Raw genomic sequence first — 20410 nt, 5'->3', positions numbered from 1 at the left:
GTGGTTCCCGCCACACCTGGAGGATGCTGGAGGCCCTCGGAGATGGCTGGCACCACGCGCAAGTCCCTGGCCGGCACCGCGGCCGCAGCTGCCAAGCGGGTGATCGGTCGCAAGAGCGCCGCGAGCCCGGACGACGCCGCTGCCGGCAAGACGTCGACGAAGAAGGCCCCCGCCAAGAAGGCCGCGGCGAAGAAGGCCCCGGCGAAGAAGGCGCCGGCGAAGAAGGCCCCGGCGAAGAAGGCGCCAGCCAAGAAGGCCCCGGCCAAGAAGGCCCCGCCCTCCAGGACTGCGGCGAAGAAGACACCGGCGAAGAAGACACCTGCGAAGAAGACACCTTCCAGGACGGCCGCCGCGACGTCGGCTCCCGCGAAGAAGGCGCCGGCCACGAAGGCTCCCGCGAAGAAGGCTCCAGCGGCGAAGGCCCCGGCCAGGAAGGCGCCGGCCAAGAAGTCCCCCGCCGCGAAGGCAACCGCGAAGAAGACGACCATTAAGAAGACGGCCGCGAAGGCCGCGCCCACCACCTCCACCTCGACGAAGAAGGCTGCACCCGTGACGAAGGCCGCTCCGATGCCTGCCAAGAAGGCAGCGCCGGCGAAGAAGGTACGCAAGGCCACCCCCTCCACGCTGGTGGTGCTCGACGGCGAGGACCCGTGGACCAGGGGCGAGCTCAACGAGGTCGTCAAGGAGCTCAAGGAGCACCGTGACCGGCTCGCGGCCATCGTGGGGGAGTCGGAGCAGGAGCTCGCCGGCCTCATGCGCGACGCGGGCGACGGCGCCGGTCACGACCAGGCCGACGTGGGTGCGACGAGCTTCGAGCGCGACCACGAGCTGACCGTCCTCGCCCGTGAGCGGGACACGCTGGTGCAGATCGAGCGGGCGCTGGCCCACATCGACGACGGCTCCTACGGCGTCTGCGACTCCTGTGGCAACCCGGTGGGGAAGAATCGGTTGATGGCGGTGCCGCATGCCACACTGTGCATGTCATGCAAGCAGCGCGAGGAGCGTCGCTGAATCCCAGCGACCAGGCCGATCCCGTCCCGGCTCGACCCCGCGTCGACGCACGGATCGTCTTCGCGGCGGTGGCCCTCGTGGTCTACGGCCTCGACGTCGCCAGCAAGCAGTGGGCGCTGTCGGAGCTGGCCGACGGTGACATCCCGGTCCTCGGCGACTGGCTCACGCTCCACCTGACGTTCAACCCCGGTGCCGCGTTCAGCACCGGCACCGACTTCACCATCGTCTTCACCTGCCTCGCCATGGTGGCCGTCGTGGTCGTGCTGTGGCTGAGCCGCCGGATCGCCAGCATCGGCTGGGCGCTGGCCCTCGGGCTGCTGCTCGGCGGTGTGGGCGGCAACCTCACCGACCGCATCGTGCGCGAGCCGGAGCCCTTCCGCGGGCACGTCGTCGACTTCCTCATGCTCCCCAACTGGCCCGTCTTCAACCTCGCCGACATCTGGATCAACGTCGCGGCAGGCCTGATCATCCTGCAGACCTTCCGGGGCATCGCCCTCGACGGCACCCGCGACTCCGAGCGCGAGGCGGCGTGACCACCCACACCGACCAGCGCACGGTCCTCGTCCCGGACGGTCTCGCCGGCGAGCGGGTCGACGCAGCGATGGCCCGGATGTTCGGCTTCTCCCGCACCCGCGCGGCCGACCTCATCGCCCAGGGGCTGGTGCACGTCGACGGCGCCGCCGTCGCCAAGAGCGACCGGATCGACGCCGGAGCGATGCTCGACGTGACGATCCCGGCCGAGCGCGACCCGCTCGAGGTGAAGGCGGAGATCGTCGAGGGCATCCGGATCGTCCACGACGACGATGCCATCGTGGTCATCGACAAGCCGGTGGGCGTCGCGGTCCACCCCTCTCCCGGGTGGAACGGCCCCACCGTGGTCGGTCACCTCGCCGGCGCGGGCTATCGCATCTCCACCAGCGGGGCGAGCGAGCGACAGGGCATCGTCCAGCGCCTCGACGTCGGCACCAGTGGCGTGATGGTGATCTGCAAGTCCGAGCACGCCTACTCGGTGCTCAAGAACGCGTTCCGCCACCGCACGGTCGACAAGACCTACCACGCCCTGGTCCAGGGACATCCCGACCCGCTCTCGGGCACGGTCGACGCCCCGATCGGTCGCCACCCGCACCACGACTACAAGTTCGCGGTGATGGCCGACGGCCGCCACAGCATCACCCACTACGAGACGCTCGAGGCGCACCGGTTCGCCAGCCTGCTCGAGGTGCACCTGGAGACCGGGCGCACCCACCAGATCCGGGTGCACATGAGCGCGCTCAAGCACCCCTGCGTGGGCGACCTGACCTACGGCGCCGACCCCACGCTGGCCAAGCGGCTGGGACTCGAACGGCAGTGGCTGCACGCCATGCGCCTGGGCTTCGAGCACCCGGAGACAGGCGACTACGTGACCTACGAGTCGACCTATCCCGACGACCTCGCGCACGCGCTCGACGTGATCCGCGATGAGCACTGACCTGGTCCTCCGCCCGGCCTCCGTCGACGACCTCCCGGCCGTCGCCGAGCTGCACCTCGCGGCTCGCCGCGGGGCAGGCGTCGCGTTCCCGTCGCCGGTGCACCCCGACGACGAGGCACGGGCATGGGTCGCCGGCTGGGACCTGACGGCGTACGACGTCTGGGTGGCCGAGCGCGGCGGCGAGCCGGCCGGCTACGCACGCTGGACCGCGACGTGGCTCGACGACCTCTACGTCCACCCCGACCACCAGGGCCACGGTGTCGGGACCGCATTGTTCGACCTCGTCGCCTCCACCCGACCCGGCGGCTTCTGCCTGTGGGTCTTCGAGTCCAACACGCCGGCCCGGGCGTTCTACCGCCGCCGCGGGTGCCTCGAGCTCGAACGCACCGACGGCTCGGCCAACGAGGAGCACGCGCCCGACATCAGGGTGGCGTGGCCCGGAGCCGACCCGCTGGCCTTCCTGCGCGGCCTGATCGACGAGACCGACCTGGTGCTCGGCGACGTGCTGGCGCGACGTACGGCACTGACCCGGGCCGTGCAGTCGGTCAAGCCGTCCACCGAGCGCGACGCCGTGCGCGAGGCGGAGATCGTCGAGCGCGTCGCCGCCGTGGTGCCCGAGCTCGGCACGCAGCGGGTGGCGCGCATCGTCGACGTCATCATCGCCGAGTCCCTCGACGCCTCCCGCTGATCCGACGGCGCCCGCCCCGACGTGCGACGACCGGCCGCGCCCGGGAGGGCACGGCCGGTCGTCACCGTGGGGTGTGTGCCGGCGGGGTCGTCAGTAGTCGACCAGGCCGTCCTGCCACTCGACGAGGTCGGCGAGCTTGGAGACGAGGGTCTCGTCCTGCAGCCCGTGCGCCTTGCCCTTGGCCTTCTTGAGGATGTGCGCGGCAGCGGCGTGGTCACCCTCGTCGGCAGCGGCCTCTGCCGCGGCCAGGGCGTCGGCCACGTCGGCGCCGAGCTTGGCGTTGCGGTTGCCGCCCTCGCTGAGGTCGGCGGTGATCTCCTCGACCTCGGGGAAGGTCACGCAGTTGCCGCCACCCTCCGCGACGCCCGCGGTCCACTCGATGCCGCCGAGCAGGTGCTCGAGGAAGAGCGGGTCGCTGTAGGAGGAGTCCACGTGGCCGGCGCCCTCGTACCAGGAGCGGCCGCCCTCGAAGTTCTGGCACCAAGAGATCGGGTGGTCGGTGCCCATCGCGCCGGAGCCGGGGTCGTAGGTCGACTCGTCGAGGGTGAGCAGGACGTGCACGTCCTCGCGGGGGTTGGCGGTGAAGTTGTACCACTCGTCGAAGCGCGACCACTCCTTCGGCAGCATCGTCGTCGACGGGTGGTTGGGGCTCTCCACCACCATCGTGGCCTGCTGCTGGGCGGGGTGGTTGCGGAAGCGGGCCGAGCCGCCGGTGAGCTCGCTGAACCACGGCACGGCGTGCATCTCGTCGGTCGCGGCGTGCAGGCCCACGAAACCGCCGCCCTGGCGGATGTAGCCCTGGAACGCGGCGAGCTCGGCGTCGTCGAGCGTGCGTGGGCGGGCCGGGTCCTGGTTGTTGGTGCCGTCGACGGGCGAGGCGAACATGATCGTGGCGTACTGCGAGAGCGCCTCGGCGCTGGTGAACGGCGTCGAGTCCATGGTGAGGTCGGGCTGGCCGGGGGAACGACCGATCGGCGGGTCCCACACGTCGACGGTGAAGCCGTTCTCCTCGCCCATCGCGATGACCGCCTTGGTGGTGTCGTCGATGTGGGAGTGACGGAAGCCGAGCGTCTTGCCCACGATGAGCACCTTGTAGGGCTCGGCGGCTTCGGCCGCGGCCGCGCTGGGTGCCGCGTCGGACTCGGCTCCGGCGGACGCGTAGGTGGCTCCGGTCAGGAGCAGGGCGCCGGCGGCCAGGCCGGTGGTGATCAGGCTGAGCAGTTTCCTCATGGATCGTCCTCTTTTCGGGAGGGTGGGGGGAGTTTGTTTGTATGGAACCCAAACAAATGCAACTGGGGGGAACGCTATGTGACCCACGTCACCCAGTCAACGGGCCCCCGTCACGACCGGTCCTGGTCGCGCGGGCCGGGACGAGCCCGAGGAGAGGGCGGAGGATGATGGCCGGGTGCTGCTCTACGACGACGTGGTGACCGAGTACCGCGACTTCGCGACCTATGCCGCGGGCGACTCTCCGTGCTTCGAGGAGTGGGCGCTCGGCGTCGCCGGTGACGCCGAGGTCCTGGACTGGTTGTCGACCCTCCCGCCGATCAAGCGCCAGCCCAACCTGGTCTTCGCCGCCGCTCGCTGGCACGGCGCACCCGCCCCGGCGCCGTACGACGCCCTGCGCGCGGTGCTGCGCGAGCAGGAGACCGCCGTGCGGGCGACCGTCATGGCGCGGGCGACCCAGACCAACGAGGTGGGCCGCCTCGCCACGCTCGTCCCGGTGCTCGGCCTCGTCGAGGGCCCCCTGGCGCTGGTCGAGGTCGGCGCGAGCGCCGGGCTCTGCCTGTTCCCCGACCGCTACGACTACGCGTGGGCGCCCCTCGGCGGGCTGCGGGGGAGCGGCGGGCCCGTGCTGGGTGCGCGCGCCACCGGGAGCCTGCCCGTGCCCGGCGCCCACCCGACGGTCGCGTGGCGCGGCGGCGTGGACCTCAACCCCCTTGACGTCGAGGACGCCGACGCGATGGCGTGGCTGACGAACCTGGTGTGGCCCGAGCAGGACGAGCGGCGTGAGCGCTTGCGCGCCGCCGTCGACGTCGCCCGCCGGGAGCCGCCCGTGATCCGGGAGGGCGACCTCCTCGACCACGTCGAGGGCCTCGTCGACGAGGCAGCCCGCCACGGCACGCCGGTCGTCCTCCACTCGGCGGTGGTCGCCTACCTCGAGGAGCCGGACCGCGAGCGCTTCCACGACCTCATGACAGGCCTGGTGGCCGCGGGCCGCTGCCGGTGGATCAGCAACGAGGGGAGCCGGGTCCTGCCCGGCGTCACCGGCGGGCTGGAGGTGCCCTCCGGGCGGTTCGTGACCGCGCTCGACGGCACGCCGGTGGCCTTCAGCCACGGCCACGGCCACGCGATCGACTGGCTGTGAGCGCGGCACCCGCAGCGGTGCGGATCGGGCCGGGTGTCCTGTCGGTGGGGCCGGGCACACTGACGTAGGCTGACGGCTCTTCCCCCTCCTTCTGGATGCCCGCTGCGCAGCCAGCACCTCTCCACGATCGACCCCGTCAGCGACCCCCGAAAGGCGCGGAAGTCTCCTCCATGTCGTCCGGCTCCTCCACCAGCTCCGCGGACAACTTCGTGCACCTGCACGTGCACACTGAGTACTCCATGCTCGACGGGGCGTCGTTGCTCGACGGCCTGTTCGCGCGCACCAGCGAGCTGGGCATGCCGGCCATCGCGATGACCGACCACGGCAACCTGCACGGCGCCTACGACTTCTACCGCAAGGCCAAGCAGCACGGCGTGAAGCCGATCATCGGCATCGAGGCCTACCTCACCCCCGGCACCATGCGCGGCGAGCGGCGTCGGGTCCGCTGGGGCCAGGGCGACCAGGCGGAGGAGGGCGGCAAGGACGTCGCCGGCGGCGGCGCCTACACCCACATGACCATGTGGGCGGAGACGACCGAGGGCATGCACAACCTCTTCAAGCTCGCCAGCCTGGCCAGCCTCGAGGGCTACTACTACAAGCCCCGGATGGACCGCGAGCTGCTCCAGCGCTACTCCAAGGGCATCATCGCCAGCACGGGGTGCCTGTCCGGCGAGATCCAGACCCGGTTGACGCTCGGCCAGTACGACGAGGCGCTCCGCGCTGCCGGGGAGTTCCAGGACATCTTCGGCAAGGACAACTTCTACCTCGAGCTGATGGACCACGGCATCGCCGCCGAGCGGGCCACCCGGGCGGACCTGCAGAAGATCGCCGCGACGCTCGGCCTGCCGACCATCGTCACCAACGACACCCACTACACCAACCCCGAGGACGCCGACGGCCAGGACGCCCTCATCTGCGTCGCCTCGGGCAAGCGGCTGGCCGACACCAACCGGCTCAAGTTCGACGGTGGCGGCTACTACATCAAGTCCGCCGCCGAGATGCGTGAGCTCTGGGCCGACGTCCCCGACGGGTGCGACAACACGCTCGAGATCGCCGAGCGGTGCAACGTCGAGTTCGTCGAGTCCACCGGCGGCTACATGGCCCGTGCCGACGTGCCCGCGAGCGAGACCGAGGAGAGCTGGTTCCGCAAGGAGGTGTGGCGCGGCATCGAGGCCCGCTACCCTGGCGAGCGGTTGACCCAGGAGGTGCGCGACCGGGTCGAGATGGAGCTGGGCGTCATCTCGCAGAAGGGCTACTGCGGCTACTACCTCGTGGTCGCCGACTTCATCCAGTGGTCCAAGCGCAACGGCATCCGCGTCGGGCCCGGCCGTGGATCCGGAGCCGGCTCCATCGCCGCCTACGCGTTGAGCATCACCGACCTGTGCCCGCTCGAGCACGGCCTGTTCTTCGAGCGGTTCCTCAACCCCGAGCGCCCCTCGATGCCCGACTTCGACATCGACTTCGACGACGCGCGTCGCGGCGAGGTCATCAAGTACGTCACCGAGAAGTACGGCACCGAGCGGGTGGCGCAGATCGCGACGTTCGGCCGTCTCAAGGCCAAGGCCGCCATCAAGGACGCGGCGCGCGTGCTCGACCACGGGTTCGCCATCTCCGACCGCATCACCAAGGCGCTGCCCGCCGACGTGATGGGCAAGGGTGTCGCCCTCAAGGACATCTTCGACCCCCAGCACAAGCGCTACAACGAGGGCGGCGAGTTCCGCGCCCTGCACGACTCCGACCCCGACGTGCGCACGATCTTCCACACCGCCCTCGGCCTCGAGGGGCAGATCCGCAACTGGGGCGTGCACGCCGCCGGCGTGATCATGTCGAGCGAGCCCATCATCGAGGTGGTGCCGATCATGGCGCGCCCGCAGGACGGCGCCGTCATCACCCAGTTCGACTACCCGATGTGCGAGTCGCTCGGGCTGGTCAAGATGGACTTCCTGGGCCTGTCCAACCTCCGCATCCTCGAGGACGCGCTGGCCAACATCCAGGTCAACCGCGACGAGACGGTCGTGCTGGAGGAGCTGCCCTTCGACGACCGGGCGACCTACGAGCTGATGGGTCGCGGCGACACGCTCGGCGTCTTCCAGCTCGACGGCTCGGGCATGCGGGCGCTGCTCCGCTCCCTGCAGCCCGACGCCTTCGCCGACATCACCGCTGTCAGCGCGCTCTACCGCCCCGGGCCGATGGGGGCCGACTCCCACAACAAGTACGCCCGCCGCAAGAACGGCCGCGAGGCGATCGAGCCGATCCACCCCGCGCTCGCCGAGGCGCTCGAGCCGGTGCTGGGGGAGACCTACGGCCTGATCGTCTACCAGGAGCAGGTGATGGCGATCGCCCAGGTGCTCGCCGGCTTCACCCTGGGCGCCGCCGACAACCTCCGCCGTGCGATGGGGAAGAAGAAGAAGGAGGAGCTCGACAAGCAGTACGCCGGCTTCCAGGCCGGCATGCTCGAGCGCAACTTCCCCCAGACCGCGATCGACAAGCTCTGGGAGATCCTGCTCCCGTTCTCCGACTACGCCTTCAACAAGTCGCACTCCGCCGCCTACGGCGTCATCACCTACTGGACGGCCTACCTCAAGGCCAACTACCCAGCCGAATACATGGCCGCGCTCCTCACGTCCGTCAAGGACGACAAGGACAAGATGGCCATCTACCTCAACGAGTGCCGGCGCATGAAGATCCAGGTACTCCCGCCCGACGTCAACGAGTCGCACGCCAACTTCACCCCGGTGGGCAACGACATCCGCTTCGGCCTGACCGCCGTGCGCAACGTCGGCAGCAACGTCGTCGACCGGATCGTCACCGCCCGCGAGGAGAAGGGCCGCTACACCGACTTCAACGACTTCATGGACAAGGTCCCGGCGCTGGTGTGCAACAAGCGGGTCGTCGACTCGCTGATCAAGGCCGGCGCCTACGACGACATGAAGCACCGGCGTCGGGCGCTCTCGATCATCCACGAGGACGCTGTCGAGAAGTACGTCCAGGCCAAGAAGGACGACGAGAGCGGGCAGGACTCGCTCATCGACATGCTGATGCCCGACGACGTGGGCGCTGCCGGCGCGACGGTCGTGATCCCGGAGGTCGACGACTGGGACAAGATGACCCTGCTCGGCCACGAGCGGGAGATGCTGGGCCTCTACGTCTCCGACCACCCGCTCCTCGGTCTTGAGCACGTGCTGTCCCAGGGCACCGACTGCACCATCGGCCAGCTGATGCTCGACGAGGACCGCGCGCACAACTCGACGATCACGGTCAGCGGCCTGATCACCTCGGTGGCGCGGCGGATCACCAAGCGCGGCGACCCCTGGGCGACGATCACGCTCGAGGACCTCGACGGCGCCATCGACGTCCTCCTCTTCCCGAGCGCCTACACCCTCGCCTCGACGCTGCTCGTCGAGGACAACATCGTCCGGATCAAGGGCCAGCTCTCGCGCGACAAGGACCAGCCCGAGCTCCGCGCGCAGGAGGTCACGGCCCCCGACCTGACCCAGGGTCCTTCCGGGCCGGTCGTGATCAGCCTGCCGTCGACGCGGTGCACCCCACCGGTCGTGGCCCAGCTGCGTGACGTCCTCGGCACCCACCCCGGGATGACCGAGGTGCAGCTGCGGCTGCTCACCCGGAGCTCGACCAAGGTGCTGCGCCTCGACGACAACCTCCGCGTGAGCCCGAGCCCGGCGCTGTTCGCCGACCTCAAGCAGCTGCTCGGCCCCGGTTGCCTGGCGGGGTGAGCGACGTGACACACGCCGCCGACCCGCAGGGCGGGGCCGGCGAGGGGCCCGTGACCGCCTCCCAGCGGCGGTTGCTGCTCCGCGTCCTGGCGATCCTTGCCGGGTTCGTCGCCGCCGGCGCAGCCGGTGGGGTGCTCTGGGAACGGTTGTGGGACGCACCCACCGGACTCGCGTTCGAGGGCCGCTGGTACCTCGAGCCCGCCGGGCCCGACTTCGCCTTCGAGGCCATCGCCCTGTTCGTCGTCATCGCCTTCCCGATCGGGCTCCTCCTGGCTGTGCTGGCCGGTCGGTGGCGCGGGCACGAGACGGTCACCGTGGTGACGGTGCTCGTGGCGGCCGGCGTCGCCGCGGCCGTGATGTACGCCGTCGGCAGCGCGCTCGGGCCGCCCGACCCGCAGGCGCTGGCAGTCGGCCGGCCCGACTACACGCCGCTGCCGGGCGACCTGGGGCTGACCGCTCCCGACCAGGGGCGGGTGCCGTGGCACTCGACGGCACTCGTCGCCCTGCCCGCCGGTGCCATGGCTGGTCTGGTCGGGTCCTACCTCTTGGGGAACAGAGGGTTCGCGCGGCGCTCGCGTGGGTAGGCTTGCGCCGCCCGCAAGTGGGCAGTCCCGGCACCGCCGGGACCCGTGCGACGGGGGAGCAGAGCGACATGAGCATGACACCGGGCGGGCCGGCCGACAGGCCTGACTACCTCGACGGATCGGGACCCGCGCAGCCGGCGCCCGACAACGACAACAAGAAGCGTCTGATCGCGGTGGGCGCGATCGTCGCCGGTGGGGCGGTCATCGCCGGCGGCGCCTGGGCGGCCACCAGCTTCTTCGCCACCGGCGCGCAGCCCGCCGAGGCTCTGCCGGCCGCGACGGTCGCCTACGTCAGCGTCGACCTCGACCCGAGCGGCGGCCAGAAGATCGAGGCGATCAAGACGCTGCGCAAGTTCCCCGGGTTCACCGACGAGGTCGACCTCCAGGCCGACGAGGACCTGCGCGAGCGCCTGTTCGAGGAGGTCACCTCCTCCGGCGAGTGCAAGGGCCTCGACTACGCCTCCGACGTCGAGCCCTGGCTGGGCTCGCGGGCGGCGATGGCCGTCGTCGACCTCGGGGAGGACGAGCCGACCCCGGTCGGCGTCATCCAGACCACCGACGGCGGCCAGGCCGAGGAGGGCCTCGCCACCCTGATCGAGACCTGCGGCGGCCCTGCCGGCGAGGACGAGGCGGACGAGAGCGGCAGCGACGTCGGCGGCTGGGTCGTCGAGGGCGACTGGATCGTCCTGGCCGAGACCAAGGACATCGCCCAGCAGGTCGTCGACGCCGCCGACGGCTCGACCCTGGCTGCCGACTCCGCCTTCCAGGAGTGGACCGGCGAGGCGGGCGACGACGGTTTCGTGTCGATGTACGTCGGCAAGGGCGTCACGAAGTACGTCGAGGACTTCGCCGGCGCGGGCATGATGGGCATGCCCGGCTCCATGCTGGCCCCGGCGCCCGACGCCATGGGCTCCTTCGACGAGGAGTGCCTCGAGAGCGCCGCCCCGGCGGACGTCGAGGCGTGCTTCGAGTCCTCCTCGGACGACACCACGTCCGAGCCGACGCAGGAGGTCCCCGAGGAGCTCCAGCAGATGATCAACGACTTCGACGGCGCGGCGGCGACCGTCCGCTTCGACGACGGAGCGGTCGAGGTCGAGTACGCCATGTCCGACTACAACCAGGACATGACCCGCTACATGACGAGCGAGGAGGGTGTCGACATGATCTCCGCCCTTCCCGAGGACACGGTGGCGGCGTTCGGGTTCGCCCTCGAGGAGGGCTGGGCGCAGGCGATGCTCGACTACGTCAAGACCCTGGCCCCAGACGAGAGCGCCTCGATCGACGACCAGCTCGCCCAGTTCGAGCAGGAGACCGGCCTGGCCTTCCCCGAGGACGTCGAGACCCTGCTCGGCGACGGCGTGACCGTCTCCATGGGCAGCGGGCTCGACCCGGACGCCGTGGCCAACGGTGGTCCCGGCGAGGTGCCGGCCGGCATCCGGATCAAGGGCGACGCCCAGGAGATCCAGGCCGTGCTCGACAAGATCAGCGCCCAGGCCGGCCCCGAGGCCGCCGAGCTCCTCCAGGTCACCGAGGGCGACGGCTATGCGGTCCTCGCCCTGCAGGACGACTACCGCAGCGCCCTCGAGGGCGCGGGAAGCCTCGGCGACAGTGCGACCTACTCCGGGGTCGTCGAGGCCGACGAGGCGCAGTCGGTCCTCTTCGTCAACTTCAACGCCGACGACGACTGGCTCGTGCGGCTGGCCGGTGACATGCCCGAGGTCAGCGAGAACCTCGAGCCGCTGGCTGCGCTCGGCATCAGCGGATGGGTCGACGACGAGGTCGTCCACGGCCTGGTCAAGCTGACGACCGACTGAGTCAACGACCGACTGAGTCAACGACCGACTGGGTCAACGACCGATGGTGGCGGTCACCGCGGCGGTGATCGCCACCAGGTCCTTCGGTGCGAGCTCGATGTCGAACCCGCGCCGACCACCGGACACCAGGATCGTGTCGTGGTCCAGGGCGGAGGCGTCGAGCACCGTGCGGTGGCGGCGCTTCTGCCCGACCGGCGAGATGCCGCCGGCGACGTAGCCCGTCGCGCGCTCGGCGGCCGCCACGTCCGCCATCACCGCCTTGCTGCCGCCCAGCGCCCGGGCGAGCGCCTTGACGTCGAGCTGTCCGGTCACGGGCACGATCCCGACCACCAGCTCGGCGTCCAGCGACGCCATCAGCGTCTTGAACACCCGGGCGGGGTCGGCGTCGAGCGCCTCGGCCGCCTCGAGCCCGTACGACGTCGCGCGCGGGTCGTGCTCGTAGGCGCGGACCTCGAAGGGGATGCCCGCGGAGGTGAGCGCCACGGTGGCCGGCGTACCTCCTGCCCCACGCGTCTTCGCCATCAGCCGGCTCGCGCGGTCAGTTGGGGGACCAGGCGGTGCGCGCCACCTGCGTGGCCGGCAACGACGGGATGACGTTGATCGCGCGCAGCTCCTCGGTCAGCAGGCGGGTCACGAGCGTGAGCCGCTCGGTGGCATCCTCCGCCTCCAGGAGGGACTGCCGCTCCGCCATGGGGAGCGGCGCCAGCGCGGACAGGGTCCACGCGAGGTAGTCGGGGTCGCGGGGGAGCGTCCCGCTGAACGGGTCTCCCTGCAGCTCGGTCATCGCCGCCCGGAACGCCGTGAAGGTCGCGCGGGCGCGCTGGAGCACCTCGGCCGGGACCTCCACCTCGGGCTCGGGGAGGACGACGGCCAGGCCCTGGGGGAAGTCGGCACCGCGCTGCATCTCCTCGAGCACCAGCCGCTCGCGGGCGACGGCGACGATGTCGAAGGTGCCGTCCTCGAGCCGGTCGACCTCGGTGAGCTGCAGGATGCAGCCGACCCGGTAGACCGACTGGGCGCCGTGGTCCCCGACCTCGTAGCCCTCGCGGATCGCCACCGTGCCGAAGACGCGCGCTGCGGGGTCCTCCACCTCGAGCAGGTGGCGCACCAGCATCCGGTAGCGGTCCTCGAAGACGTGGAGCGGCACGCTCATGCCCGGGAACACCACGGTGCTCAGCGGGAACATCGGCAGCGGATCGCTCACACCGACGACACTAGTGGCCGCTGTCCACCCTGCACCCGCGACTTCGGCTCGACCCGCGGGGGAACCTAGAATCAGGAGCATGTCCCTGATCCGTCGCATCGACCTGAGGGGCGCCGACCCGGCGTCCGTCGACTACCGCGCGAGCGTGCCCCGCGCCGAGTTCGACGTCGAGGCCGCCACGCATCAGGTGCAGCCGATCCTCGACGCCGTCCGCTCGCGGGGCGTGGAGGCCATCACCGACTTCTCCGCCCGCTTCGACGGCGTACGCAGTGACGACATCGCGGTGCCGCGCGAGGCGCTGGCGACCGCGCTCGAGGGCCTCGACCCGGCCGTGCGGGCCGGCCTCGAGGAGTCGATCCGGCGCCTGCGGGCGACCTGTGAGGCCGAGCTCGAGCGCGACGTCACCAGCCAGGTCGCGCCCGGGGCGACCGTCACCCACCGCAAGGTGCCGATCGACCGCGTCGGCCTCTACGTCCCCGGCGGGCTCGCGCCGCTGGTGAGCAGCGTCGTGATGAACGTCGTCCCGGCGCAGGTCGCGGGGGTGCGCTCGATCGCGCTGGCGAGCCCGCCGCAGAAGAACCGCGACGGCCTTCCGGAGCCGACCATCCTCGCTGCCTGCGCCCTGCTCGGCGTCGACGAGGTCTACGCCGTCGGCGGCGCCCAGGCGATCGCCATGTTCGCCTACGGCGCCGGTCCCTGCGAGCGCGTCGACCTGGTGACCGGGCCGGGCAACATCTACGTCGCGGCCGCCAAGCGGCTGCTGCGCGGTGTCGTCGGCATCGACTCCGAGGCCGGACCCACCGAGATCGCGATCCTGGCCGACGACAGCGCGGACGCCGCGTTCGTCGCCGCCGACATGATCAGCCAGGCCGAGCACGACCCGATGGCCGCGTCCGTGCTGGTCACCGACTCGGTCGAGCTCGCCGACGCGGTCGAGGCCGCTCTCGACAAGCAGGTCTTCGCCACCCGCCACACCGAGCGCATCCGCACCGCGCTCGGCGGGCGGCAGTCCGCCGTCGTGCTGGTCGACGACATGGACCAGGGCGTCGACGTCGTCGACGCCTACGCCGCGGAGCACCTCGAGGTCATCACCCGCGACGCCGCCTCCCACGCCGCGCGCGTGCGCAACGCGGGCGCCATCTTCGTCGGCCCGTGGTCGCCGGTGTCCCTCGGCGACTACTGCGCCGGCTCCAACCACGTGCTCCCGACGGCGGGCTGCGCCTGCCACTCGAGCGGGCTGTCCGTGCGCGCGTTCACCAAGTCGGTGCACGTCATCGACTACTCGCGCGAGGCACTCGCCGAGGTCGCCGGCCACGTCGTGACGCTCGCCGAGGCAGAAGACCTCCCGGGTCACGGCCAGGCGGTCAGCGTGCGCTTCGACAGCGACCGGCCGCACCGGTGAGCGGGTCGTTCCCCCCGCTGCGCGACGAGCTGCGGGGGATCGAGCCCTACGGTGCGCCCCAGCTCTCGCTCGAGCAGGCGCCCGTCCAGCTCAACGTCAACGAGAACCCCTACGGCCCCTCGCCCGAGGCGGCGGCCGACATCGCCCGAGCCGTCGGCGAGGCTGCCGTCTCGCTCAACCGCTACCCCGACCGCGAGTTCGTCGAGCTGCGCGCCGCGTTGGCGGCGTACCTCGACACCTCCGGCGGGTCGGGCATCACGCCGGAGATGGTGTGGGCGGCCAACGGCTCCAACGAGGTCATGCTGCAGCTGCTGCAGGCGTTCGGTGGTCCGGGGCGCGTCGCGCTGTCGTTCGCCCCGACGTACTCGATGTATCCCGAGTACGCGCGCGACACGATGACCGAGTGGGTGGCCGGCCACCGCGCCGAGGACTTCTCCCTCGACCTCGACGCCGCGCGTCGGCTGGTCGAGGAGCGCCGGCCGTCGGTCGTCCTCCTGCCCAGCCCCAACAACCCGACCGGGACCGCCTTGCCGCCCGAGGCGGTGACCATGCTGTGCGAGGCGGCCGCCTCCTACGAGCCCGCGGGCCTGGTGGTCGTCGACGAGGCCTACGGCGAGTTCCGCCGCACCGGCACCCCGAGCGCCCTCGAGCTCCTGCCGCGGCACCGCAACCTCGTGGTCACGCGCACCATGAGCAAGGCGTTCGCCCTGGCGGGGGCACGACTGGGCTACCTCGCCGCCGACCCCACGATCTGCGACGCGATCCGCGTCGTACGGCTGCCCTACCACCTCTCGGCCGTCACCCAGGCGACCGCGCTGGCGGCACTGCGGCACGCCCCCGAGCTGCTGGGCAAGGTCGACGACCTGCGCGTCGAGCGCGACGCGACCGTGGCGTGGCTGCGCGAGCAGGGGCTCGAGGTCGCCGACTCCGACGCCAACTTCGCCTTGTTCGGCCGCTTCGCCGACCGGCACGCGGTCTGGCAGGGTCTGGTCGACCGCGGCGTCCTGATCCGCGAGACCGGCCCCGACGGATGGCTGCGCGTGTCGATCGGCACGACCGAGGAGATGGCAGCCTTCAGGAAGGCCCTGCTGGAGACGCTGCACGAGACGACCGAGACGACCAAGCCGACGAAGGAGCTCGCATGAGCCGCACCGCGAAGATCGAGCGCACCACCAAGGAGTCCGGCGTCCTCGTCGAGGTCGACCTCGACGGCACCGGCCGCTCAGACGTGTCGACCGGCGTGGGGTTCTACGACCACATGCTCGACGCCTTCGCCCGCCACTCCCTGGTGGACCTCGTCGTCCAGACCAGCGGCGACACCCACATCGACGCTCACCACTCGGTCGAGGACACCGCGATCGTGCTCGGCCAGGCGCTCCGCGAGGCCCTCGGCGACAAGGTCGGCATCCGGCGCTTCGGTGACGCCACCGTGCCGCTCGACGAGGCGCTCGTCCAGGCCGTCGTGGACGTCTCGGGCCGCCCCTACTGCGTGCACAGCGGTGAGCCGGAGGGCCAGGAGTACGTCGCCATCGGCGGCACCGGCGCCACCTACATGGGCTCGCTGACCCGCCACGTCTTCGAGACGATCTCCTTCCACGCCCACCTCGCGCTCCACGTGCGGGTGCTCGGCGGCCGGGACCCGCACCACGTGGTCGAGGCGCAGTTCAAGGCCTTCGCCCGCGCCTTCCGCGACGCCGTCGCGATCGACCCCCGCGAGACCGGCGTACCGTCCACGAAGGGCAGCCTGTGACGGCTCCCGACGTCGTCGTCCTGGACTACGGGTCGGGCAACCTCCGCTCGGTCGTGCGCGCCGTGGAGCGCGCCGGAGCCACGGTCACGCTGACCGGTGACTTCGAGACCGCGCTCGCCGCCGACGGCCTCGTGGTGCCCGGGGTCGGTGCCTACGCCGCCTGCATGGCGGGCCTGCGCGAGATCAAGGGCGAGCGGATCATCGGTCGGCGTCTCGCCGGCGGTCGTCCGGTCCTCGGCATCTGCGTCGGGATGCAGATCCTGTTCGCGGGCGGGGTCGAGCACGGCGTCGAGACCGAGGGCTGCGACGAGTGGCCCGGGCTGGTGACGCGGCTGCAGGCCGACGTGGTGCCGCACATGGGCTGGAACACCGTCGAGGCTCCCGCAGGCACCCGGTTGTTCGCCGGGGTCGAGGACGAGCGGTTCTACTTCGTCCACTCCTACGCTGCCCGCTCGTGGGACCTCGTCACCAACGACCGCACGGCGGCGCCGCTGGTGACGTGGGCCGAGCACGGGGGCGACCGGTTCGTCGCTGCGGTCGAGAACGGGCCGCTCTCCGCGACCCAGTTCCACCCGGAGAAGTCCGGCGACGCCGGTGCGGCCCTGCTCGCCAACTGGGTGGCCTCGCTGAGGGTCGGGGCCTAGCTCACCGGCTGCGACGAACCCTCGGTGTCAGCGGCTCGTCGTCGAAGATCGTGCCGATGTCCGGGCGTCCCCAGACGTCGGTGCGTACGCGGGTGCCGACTGCGCGCTGGTCGCGGACACCGGCCCGCACCCATCGCGGATCGCCGATGCAGTCGCGCGGGACCGACACCACCACCACGTCGCGCGCCGGCAGGACCTGCTTCGTGATCTCGCAGCCCCCGCCCATCTGGATGGTCGAGTAGGTGTCGCACGCGCCGCCGGGCTCCGGCTGCGTCGGGGCGCTCCAGAGCTCGGCGACCACGCCGCGGCGGCGCTGGTGGGACAGGTCGACCTCGAAGTCGCGATCGTCCGTGGCGAGCGTGAAGGTGACGTGCCGGTCGGCGAACCCGGTGAGGCCGCGGTAGTGCGCGCGCAGGACGACGTCGTCGCGTCCGTGGTCCACCGTCAGCCCGACGAGGTCGGTGGAGGTGTCCTGGGGCTGCGTCGTGACGTCCCACGTCCCGCACGGGGGCGGCTCGGTGGTGAAGGTGAGCTGGGTGACGTCGCGCGCGGCGTCGCGACCCCACCACCGATCGGCGTGTGCGGTCGCCGTCGACAGGGCCAGGAGGGCAGCGGCGAGCGTCGCCGAGGTCAGTGTGCGCTCGAGCGGTCGCATGGTGGGTCCCCCCGTCGTCAGGCGACCCCGGCGGGTCGACACGTGGTCGACCGTAGTCTGGGCCGCCCGGCCGGTGCCCGCAGCCGAACCACGTGCCGCCCGGGAGATACCCCGAAATCGGGTCGCCCGGGGATACGGCGGCTGGTTACCGTCCGGAGCATGACGGGGACCTTGAGCATGAACCAGGTGATCCACGCGGCCGTGCGGCGCGACGTGGGCAGGACCGAGCAGGCGCTGCGCACGCTGCCCGACGGCGACACCGCGCGCGCCCGCCAGATCCGGACCGCGTGGCGCAACCTGGTCCGCGAGCTGACCCACCACCACGAGGCCGAGGACGAGCACGTGTGGCCGTTCCTCCAGGCGCGCGGCGTGGACCTCGCGCTCCTCGAGGAGATGGAGTCCGAGCACGTCGCGATGAAGCAGGCGCTGGCGTCGGTGTCGACCAGCCTCGACTCCGTCGTCGCCGCACCGTCGACCCTCAACGCCGCTGCCGCCGCCGACGAGGTCGCACGGGCCCGCGAGGTGATCAATGGCCACCTCGACCACGAGGAGCGCGACGTCGAGGGTCCGCTGGCGGCCCTGCACGACGACGCGGAGTTCAAGGCGATGACCAAGAAGCTGCGCCCGGCCAGCCCGGTCGACGCGGCCAACTCGCTGGCGTGGATGGAGGACGGCGCGGGGGAGCGCGAGCGGTCGTCGCTCCGGGCCGCCATCCCGGGGCCGGTCATCACCGTCCTCACGCGGCTGCTCGCCCGGCGCTACCGCCGCGAGGTCGCTCCGGTCTGGCGCTGATCGGCCTCCGCCAGCGCCTTCAACGTCAGCAGCTGCTTGCGCGCCATCACCAGGTCGCCGACCGAGAGCGCGGGCGCCAGCCACCTGCGGGTGCGCGCCACGACCTTCAGCACGAGACGTACGTCGCCGCCGTGGGGCAGGACGGCGTACGACAGGTGGGCGCCCATGATCGCCGCGGTGAGCTCCCGGCCCGGGTCGACGGCCACCACCCGCCCCTGGTCGCGCCCGAACGCGCGCGTGAACGGATCGCCGACCTGCGGCTCCGGCACGTCGCGCCGGTCGCGTGGTGAGCGTCGCCCCAGGTTGTCGACGAGGTCGTAGGAGTAGGGCGCCAGGCGCATCTGCCTCACCCGTGCCCACACGGTCGCGGGTGCGGCGTGGACCGTGACGCCGCGCCACGCCTCGAGCGTGGGGCGAGGGACGAAGGCGTCGCACCCGTAGGCGCGACGCACCTCCGCTTCGCACACGCCCCACCGGTCGCCGATCACGTCTCCACGCTAGCCGGAGGCAGAACCCGGTCACGAAGCCAGCCGGGACCGTTGACCAAGGAGGGACGAGGTCGCGGCACGAGCCCCGACCGATCGCCGAGCCGGCCACCGACTCAGTCCGTCGACCCTCGTGCCCGGCGTCCCCCCACAGTGCGGTGGCTGTGGTCCATCAGATGGACCACAGCCACCGCGCAGTCGTCGCCGAACGGCGTCACCCGGCAGTCGGGTCACGTGGAGGGGACTGCGGCGCCCAGCGCTGAACGCACCTGATGGACCAGCAGATCGGCGTCCACGGCGCGCTCAGCGTCGACGAGCACGCGCCGTTGTCGCGCGAGCTCAGCACCAGTCTCCGCGTGTGGCACGTGCACCGTCCCGGGTACGGCGCCAACGGTCCGGCGCGCGTGCCGGGATCGATCGAGGCGGACGCCGATCTCGTCGCATCCGTGCTGGACCGGGTCGGCACCGGGCCCGCGCACGTCGTCGGCGCGAGCTACAGCGCAGCGGTCGCCCTGAGCCTTGCGGCTCGGCACCCGGACGCCGTCCGTTCCCCCGCGCTCGTGGAGCCACCGCCGTACGACACCCCCGGCGCGACGGACTTCCGGTCCGCCATCGAGGAACTCGTCGACGTGCACGCCCGGCTGGGTGGCCGGACGGCACTGGACCACGTCATGCGGATGGCCGACGGTCCCGGCTGGCGGGCCCACGGCGAGCGGGACCTGCCCGGGTCGGTCAGTGACATGGAACGGGACGCCGAGACGTTCTTCAGGTCGGACGTGCCCGCGCTCCTGGGCTGGACCTTCGATGACGAGCATGCCGCCGTGATCGCGTGCCCCACGCTCCTCCTGGGCGGTGCGGCCAGTCATGCGTGGTTCGCCGAGATGCTCGATCGCCTCCAGCGGGTCGTCCCGAGCACGACGCTTGCCAGCGTGCCCGGCTCGGGCCACTCCGTGGCCCTCACGCATCCGGTGGAGGTCGGCGCGGCAGTCCTCGCCCGCGTGAGGGACGTCTCGCCCGGACGCCCGGCGGGCGGGCAGGGCGCCGACAACTCCTAGGATCGACCCATGCCCAGCACCCCCGAGCAGCCCTACCTCGAGCTCCTGCCCGCCGTGGACATCAAGGGCGGCCAGGCCGTCCAGCTCGTGCAGGGGGTGGACGGGTCGGAGAAGCGCTTCGGCGACCCGATCGAGGCGGCGCTGCGCTGGCAGGAGGCCGGCGCGGAGTGGATCCACCTCGTCGACCTCGACGCGGCCTTCGGCCACGGCCACAACCGCGAGCTCCAGGCCCGCATCGTCGGCACGCTCGACATCCAGGTCGAGATGAGCGGCGGCATCCGCGACGACGAGTCGCTGGAGGCGGCCATGGCGACCGGGTGCCGCCGGGTCAACATCGGCACCGCCGCGCTCGAGCAGCCCGAGTGGTGCGCCCGGGCGATCGCGACGTACGGCGACCGGGTGGCGGTCGGCCTCGACGTCCGCGGCACGACGCTGGCCGCGCGCGGCTGGACCCGCGACGGGGGCGACCTCTACGAGACCCTCGCCCGCCTCGACGGGGAGGGCTGTGCCCGTTACGTCGTGACGGACGTGAACAAGGACGGCATGCTGCAGGGACCCAACCTCCAGCTGCTCCGCGACGTCTGCGCGGCCACCGACAGGCCGGTCGTCGCGAGCGGCGGCGTCACCACGCTCGACGACATCGAGGCCCTGATGGGCCTGGTGGGCGAGGGCGTCGAGGGCGCCATCGCGGGCACCGCGCTCTACGAGGGCCGCTTCACCCTCGAGGACGCCCTTGCGCTGACGAAGGGCTCCTGA

General features: G+C 71.7%; 20 protein-coding genes. 15 read left to right on the top strand and 5 right to left on the bottom strand.

The window, feature by feature from the left end:
• The first annotated feature begins 42 nt into the window (after positions 1–42).
• From Q1B24_RS04370 to Q1B24_RS04355, 4 genes are read left to right on the top strand one after another with little or no spacing between them, the layout of a single operon-like run.
• Positions 43–1011 (top strand): TraR/DksA C4-type zinc finger protein, encoded by a 969-nt coding sequence (locus tag Q1B24_RS04370; protein ID WP_299923729.1) that lies wholly within the window; start codon positions 43–45, stop codon positions 1009–1011.
• Entirely contained in the window at positions 984–1544 is a 561-nt protein-coding gene (lspA, locus tag Q1B24_RS04365; protein ID WP_299923727.1) for a signal peptidase II, read from the top strand. Before Q1B24_RS04370 ends, lspA begins: the two co-directional genes overlap by 28 nt.
• Positions 1541–2479, top strand: a complete 939-nt coding sequence (locus Q1B24_RS04360) for an RluA family pseudouridine synthase (RefSeq protein WP_299923723.1) — start codon at positions 1541–1543, stop codon at positions 2477–2479. Before lspA ends, Q1B24_RS04360 begins: the two co-directional genes overlap by 4 nt.
• Positions 2469–3167 (top strand): GNAT family N-acetyltransferase, encoded by a 699-nt coding sequence (locus Q1B24_RS04355; protein ID WP_299923720.1) that lies wholly within the window; start codon positions 2469–2471, stop codon positions 3165–3167. Before Q1B24_RS04360 ends, Q1B24_RS04355 begins: the two co-directional genes overlap by 11 nt.
• A 90-nt stretch (positions 3168–3257) precedes the next feature.
• Here the strand turns inward: Q1B24_RS04355 and Q1B24_RS04350 are convergent, their stop codons facing one another.
• Entirely contained in the window at positions 3258–4397 is a 1140-nt protein-coding gene (locus tag Q1B24_RS04350) for a ThuA domain-containing protein (RefSeq protein ID WP_299923717.1), read from the bottom strand.
• 175 nt (positions 4398–4572) lie between these two features.
• Between Q1B24_RS04350 and Q1B24_RS04345 the strand changes: the two genes are divergently transcribed.
• The 4 genes from Q1B24_RS04345 (at position 4573) to Q1B24_RS04330 (ending at position 11667) form a co-directional block, all read left to right on the top strand.
• Complete coding sequence (locus tag Q1B24_RS04345) at positions 4573–5535, top strand: DUF2332 domain-containing protein (RefSeq protein WP_299923714.1); 963 nt, start codon at positions 4573–4575, stop codon at positions 5533–5535.
• 170 nt (positions 5536–5705) lie between these two features.
• The gene (gene dnaE / locus Q1B24_RS04340) at positions 5706–9269 is read left to right on the top strand and encodes a DNA polymerase III subunit alpha (protein WP_299923711.1); all 3564 of its coding nucleotides are present in this window, start codon (positions 5706–5708) and stop codon (positions 9267–9269) included.
• Positions 9266–9853: a hypothetical protein gene (locus Q1B24_RS04335; RefSeq protein WP_299923709.1), complete on the top strand. Its 588-nt coding sequence runs from the start codon at positions 9266–9268 to the stop codon at positions 9851–9853. The genes dnaE and Q1B24_RS04335 overlap by 4 nt, the downstream gene beginning before the upstream one ends.
• Positions 9854–9921: 68 nt before the next feature.
• Positions 9922–11667, top strand: a complete 1746-nt coding sequence (locus Q1B24_RS04330; RefSeq protein WP_299923706.1) for a DUF3352 domain-containing protein — start codon at positions 9922–9924, stop codon at positions 11665–11667.
• Between the two features lie 33 nt (positions 11668–11700).
• Here the strand turns inward: Q1B24_RS04330 and ybaK are convergent, their stop codons facing one another.
• Together ybaK and Q1B24_RS04320 are read right to left on the bottom strand one after the other, a co-directional pair.
• A complete protein-coding gene (ybaK, locus tag Q1B24_RS04325) occupies positions 11701–12189 on the bottom strand; it encodes a Cys-tRNA(Pro) deacylase (protein WP_299923703.1) in 489 nt (162 codons plus the stop codon).
• Positions 12190–12205: 16 nt separating this feature from the next.
• On the bottom strand, positions 12206–12871 hold the full coding sequence (locus Q1B24_RS04320; protein WP_299923700.1) for an LON peptidase substrate-binding domain-containing protein: 666 nt from the start codon (positions 12869–12871) through the stop codon (positions 12206–12208).
• A gap of 85 nt (positions 12872–12956) precedes the next feature.
• On the opposite strand from Q1B24_RS04320, the gene hisD reads away from it, so the two are divergent.
• The 4 genes from hisD to hisH are packed head-to-tail and all read left to right on the top strand — an operon-like array spanning position 12957 to position 16667.
• Positions 12957–14273 (top strand): histidinol dehydrogenase, encoded by a 1317-nt coding sequence (hisD, locus tag Q1B24_RS04315; RefSeq protein ID WP_299925085.1) that lies wholly within the window; start codon positions 12957–12959, stop codon positions 14271–14273.
• Positions 14270–15418: a histidinol-phosphate transaminase gene (locus Q1B24_RS04310; RefSeq protein ID WP_299923698.1), complete on the top strand. Its 1149-nt coding sequence runs from the start codon at positions 14270–14272 to the stop codon at positions 15416–15418. Before hisD ends, Q1B24_RS04310 begins: the two co-directional genes overlap by 4 nt.
• A complete protein-coding gene (gene hisB / locus Q1B24_RS04305) occupies positions 15415–16023 on the top strand; it encodes an imidazoleglycerol-phosphate dehydratase HisB (protein WP_299923695.1) in 609 nt (202 codons plus the stop codon). The genes Q1B24_RS04310 and hisB overlap by 4 nt, the downstream gene beginning before the upstream one ends.
• On the top strand, positions 16020–16667 hold the full coding sequence (gene hisH / locus Q1B24_RS04300) for an imidazole glycerol phosphate synthase subunit HisH (RefSeq protein ID WP_299923692.1): 648 nt from the start codon (positions 16020–16022) through the stop codon (positions 16665–16667). The genes hisB and hisH overlap by 4 nt, the downstream gene beginning before the upstream one ends.
• A 1-nt stretch (position 16668) precedes the next feature.
• Here hisH and Q1B24_RS04295 read toward each other — a convergent pair whose 3' ends face one another.
• On the bottom strand, positions 16669–17364 hold the full coding sequence (locus tag Q1B24_RS04295; protein WP_299923689.1) for a hypothetical protein: 696 nt from the start codon (positions 17362–17364) through the stop codon (positions 16669–16671).
• Positions 17365–17481: 117 nt separating this feature from the next.
• Between Q1B24_RS04295 and Q1B24_RS04290 the strand changes: the two genes are divergently transcribed.
• Positions 17482–18114 (top strand): hemerythrin domain-containing protein, encoded by a 633-nt coding sequence (locus Q1B24_RS04290; protein ID WP_299923687.1) that lies wholly within the window; start codon positions 17482–17484, stop codon positions 18112–18114.
• On the opposite strand, the gene Q1B24_RS04285 is transcribed toward Q1B24_RS04290, so the two are convergent.
• Positions 18081–18602, bottom strand: coding sequence for a hypothetical protein (locus tag Q1B24_RS04285; protein WP_299923684.1), 522 nt, complete (start codon positions 18600–18602; stop codon positions 18081–18083). The genes Q1B24_RS04290 and Q1B24_RS04285 overlap by 34 nt on opposite strands.
• Before the next feature lie 269 nt (positions 18603–18871).
• Here Q1B24_RS04285 and Q1B24_RS04280 point away from each other — a divergent pair, with 269 nt between their 5' ends.
• Both Q1B24_RS04280 and priA read left to right on the top strand, forming a co-directional pair.
• Positions 18872–19654, top strand: coding sequence for an alpha/beta hydrolase (locus Q1B24_RS04280; RefSeq protein WP_299923681.1), 783 nt, complete (start codon positions 18872–18874; stop codon positions 19652–19654).
• Between the two features lie 9 nt (positions 19655–19663).
• The gene (priA, locus tag Q1B24_RS04275) at positions 19664–20410 is read left to right on the top strand and encodes a bifunctional 1-(5-phosphoribosyl)-5-((5-phosphoribosylamino)methylideneamino)imidazole-4-carboxamide isomerase/phosphoribosylanthranilate isomerase PriA (protein WP_299923678.1); all 747 of its coding nucleotides are present in this window, start codon (positions 19664–19666) and stop codon (positions 20408–20410) included.

The sequence above is a fragment of the uncultured Nocardioides sp. genome, from assembly GCF_947488025.1.
In the GTDB taxonomy this organism is placed as follows: Bacteria; Actinomycetota; Actinomycetes; order Propionibacteriales; family Nocardioidaceae; genus Nocardioides.
This window is presented reverse-complemented; position numbering and strand designations above follow the sequence as displayed.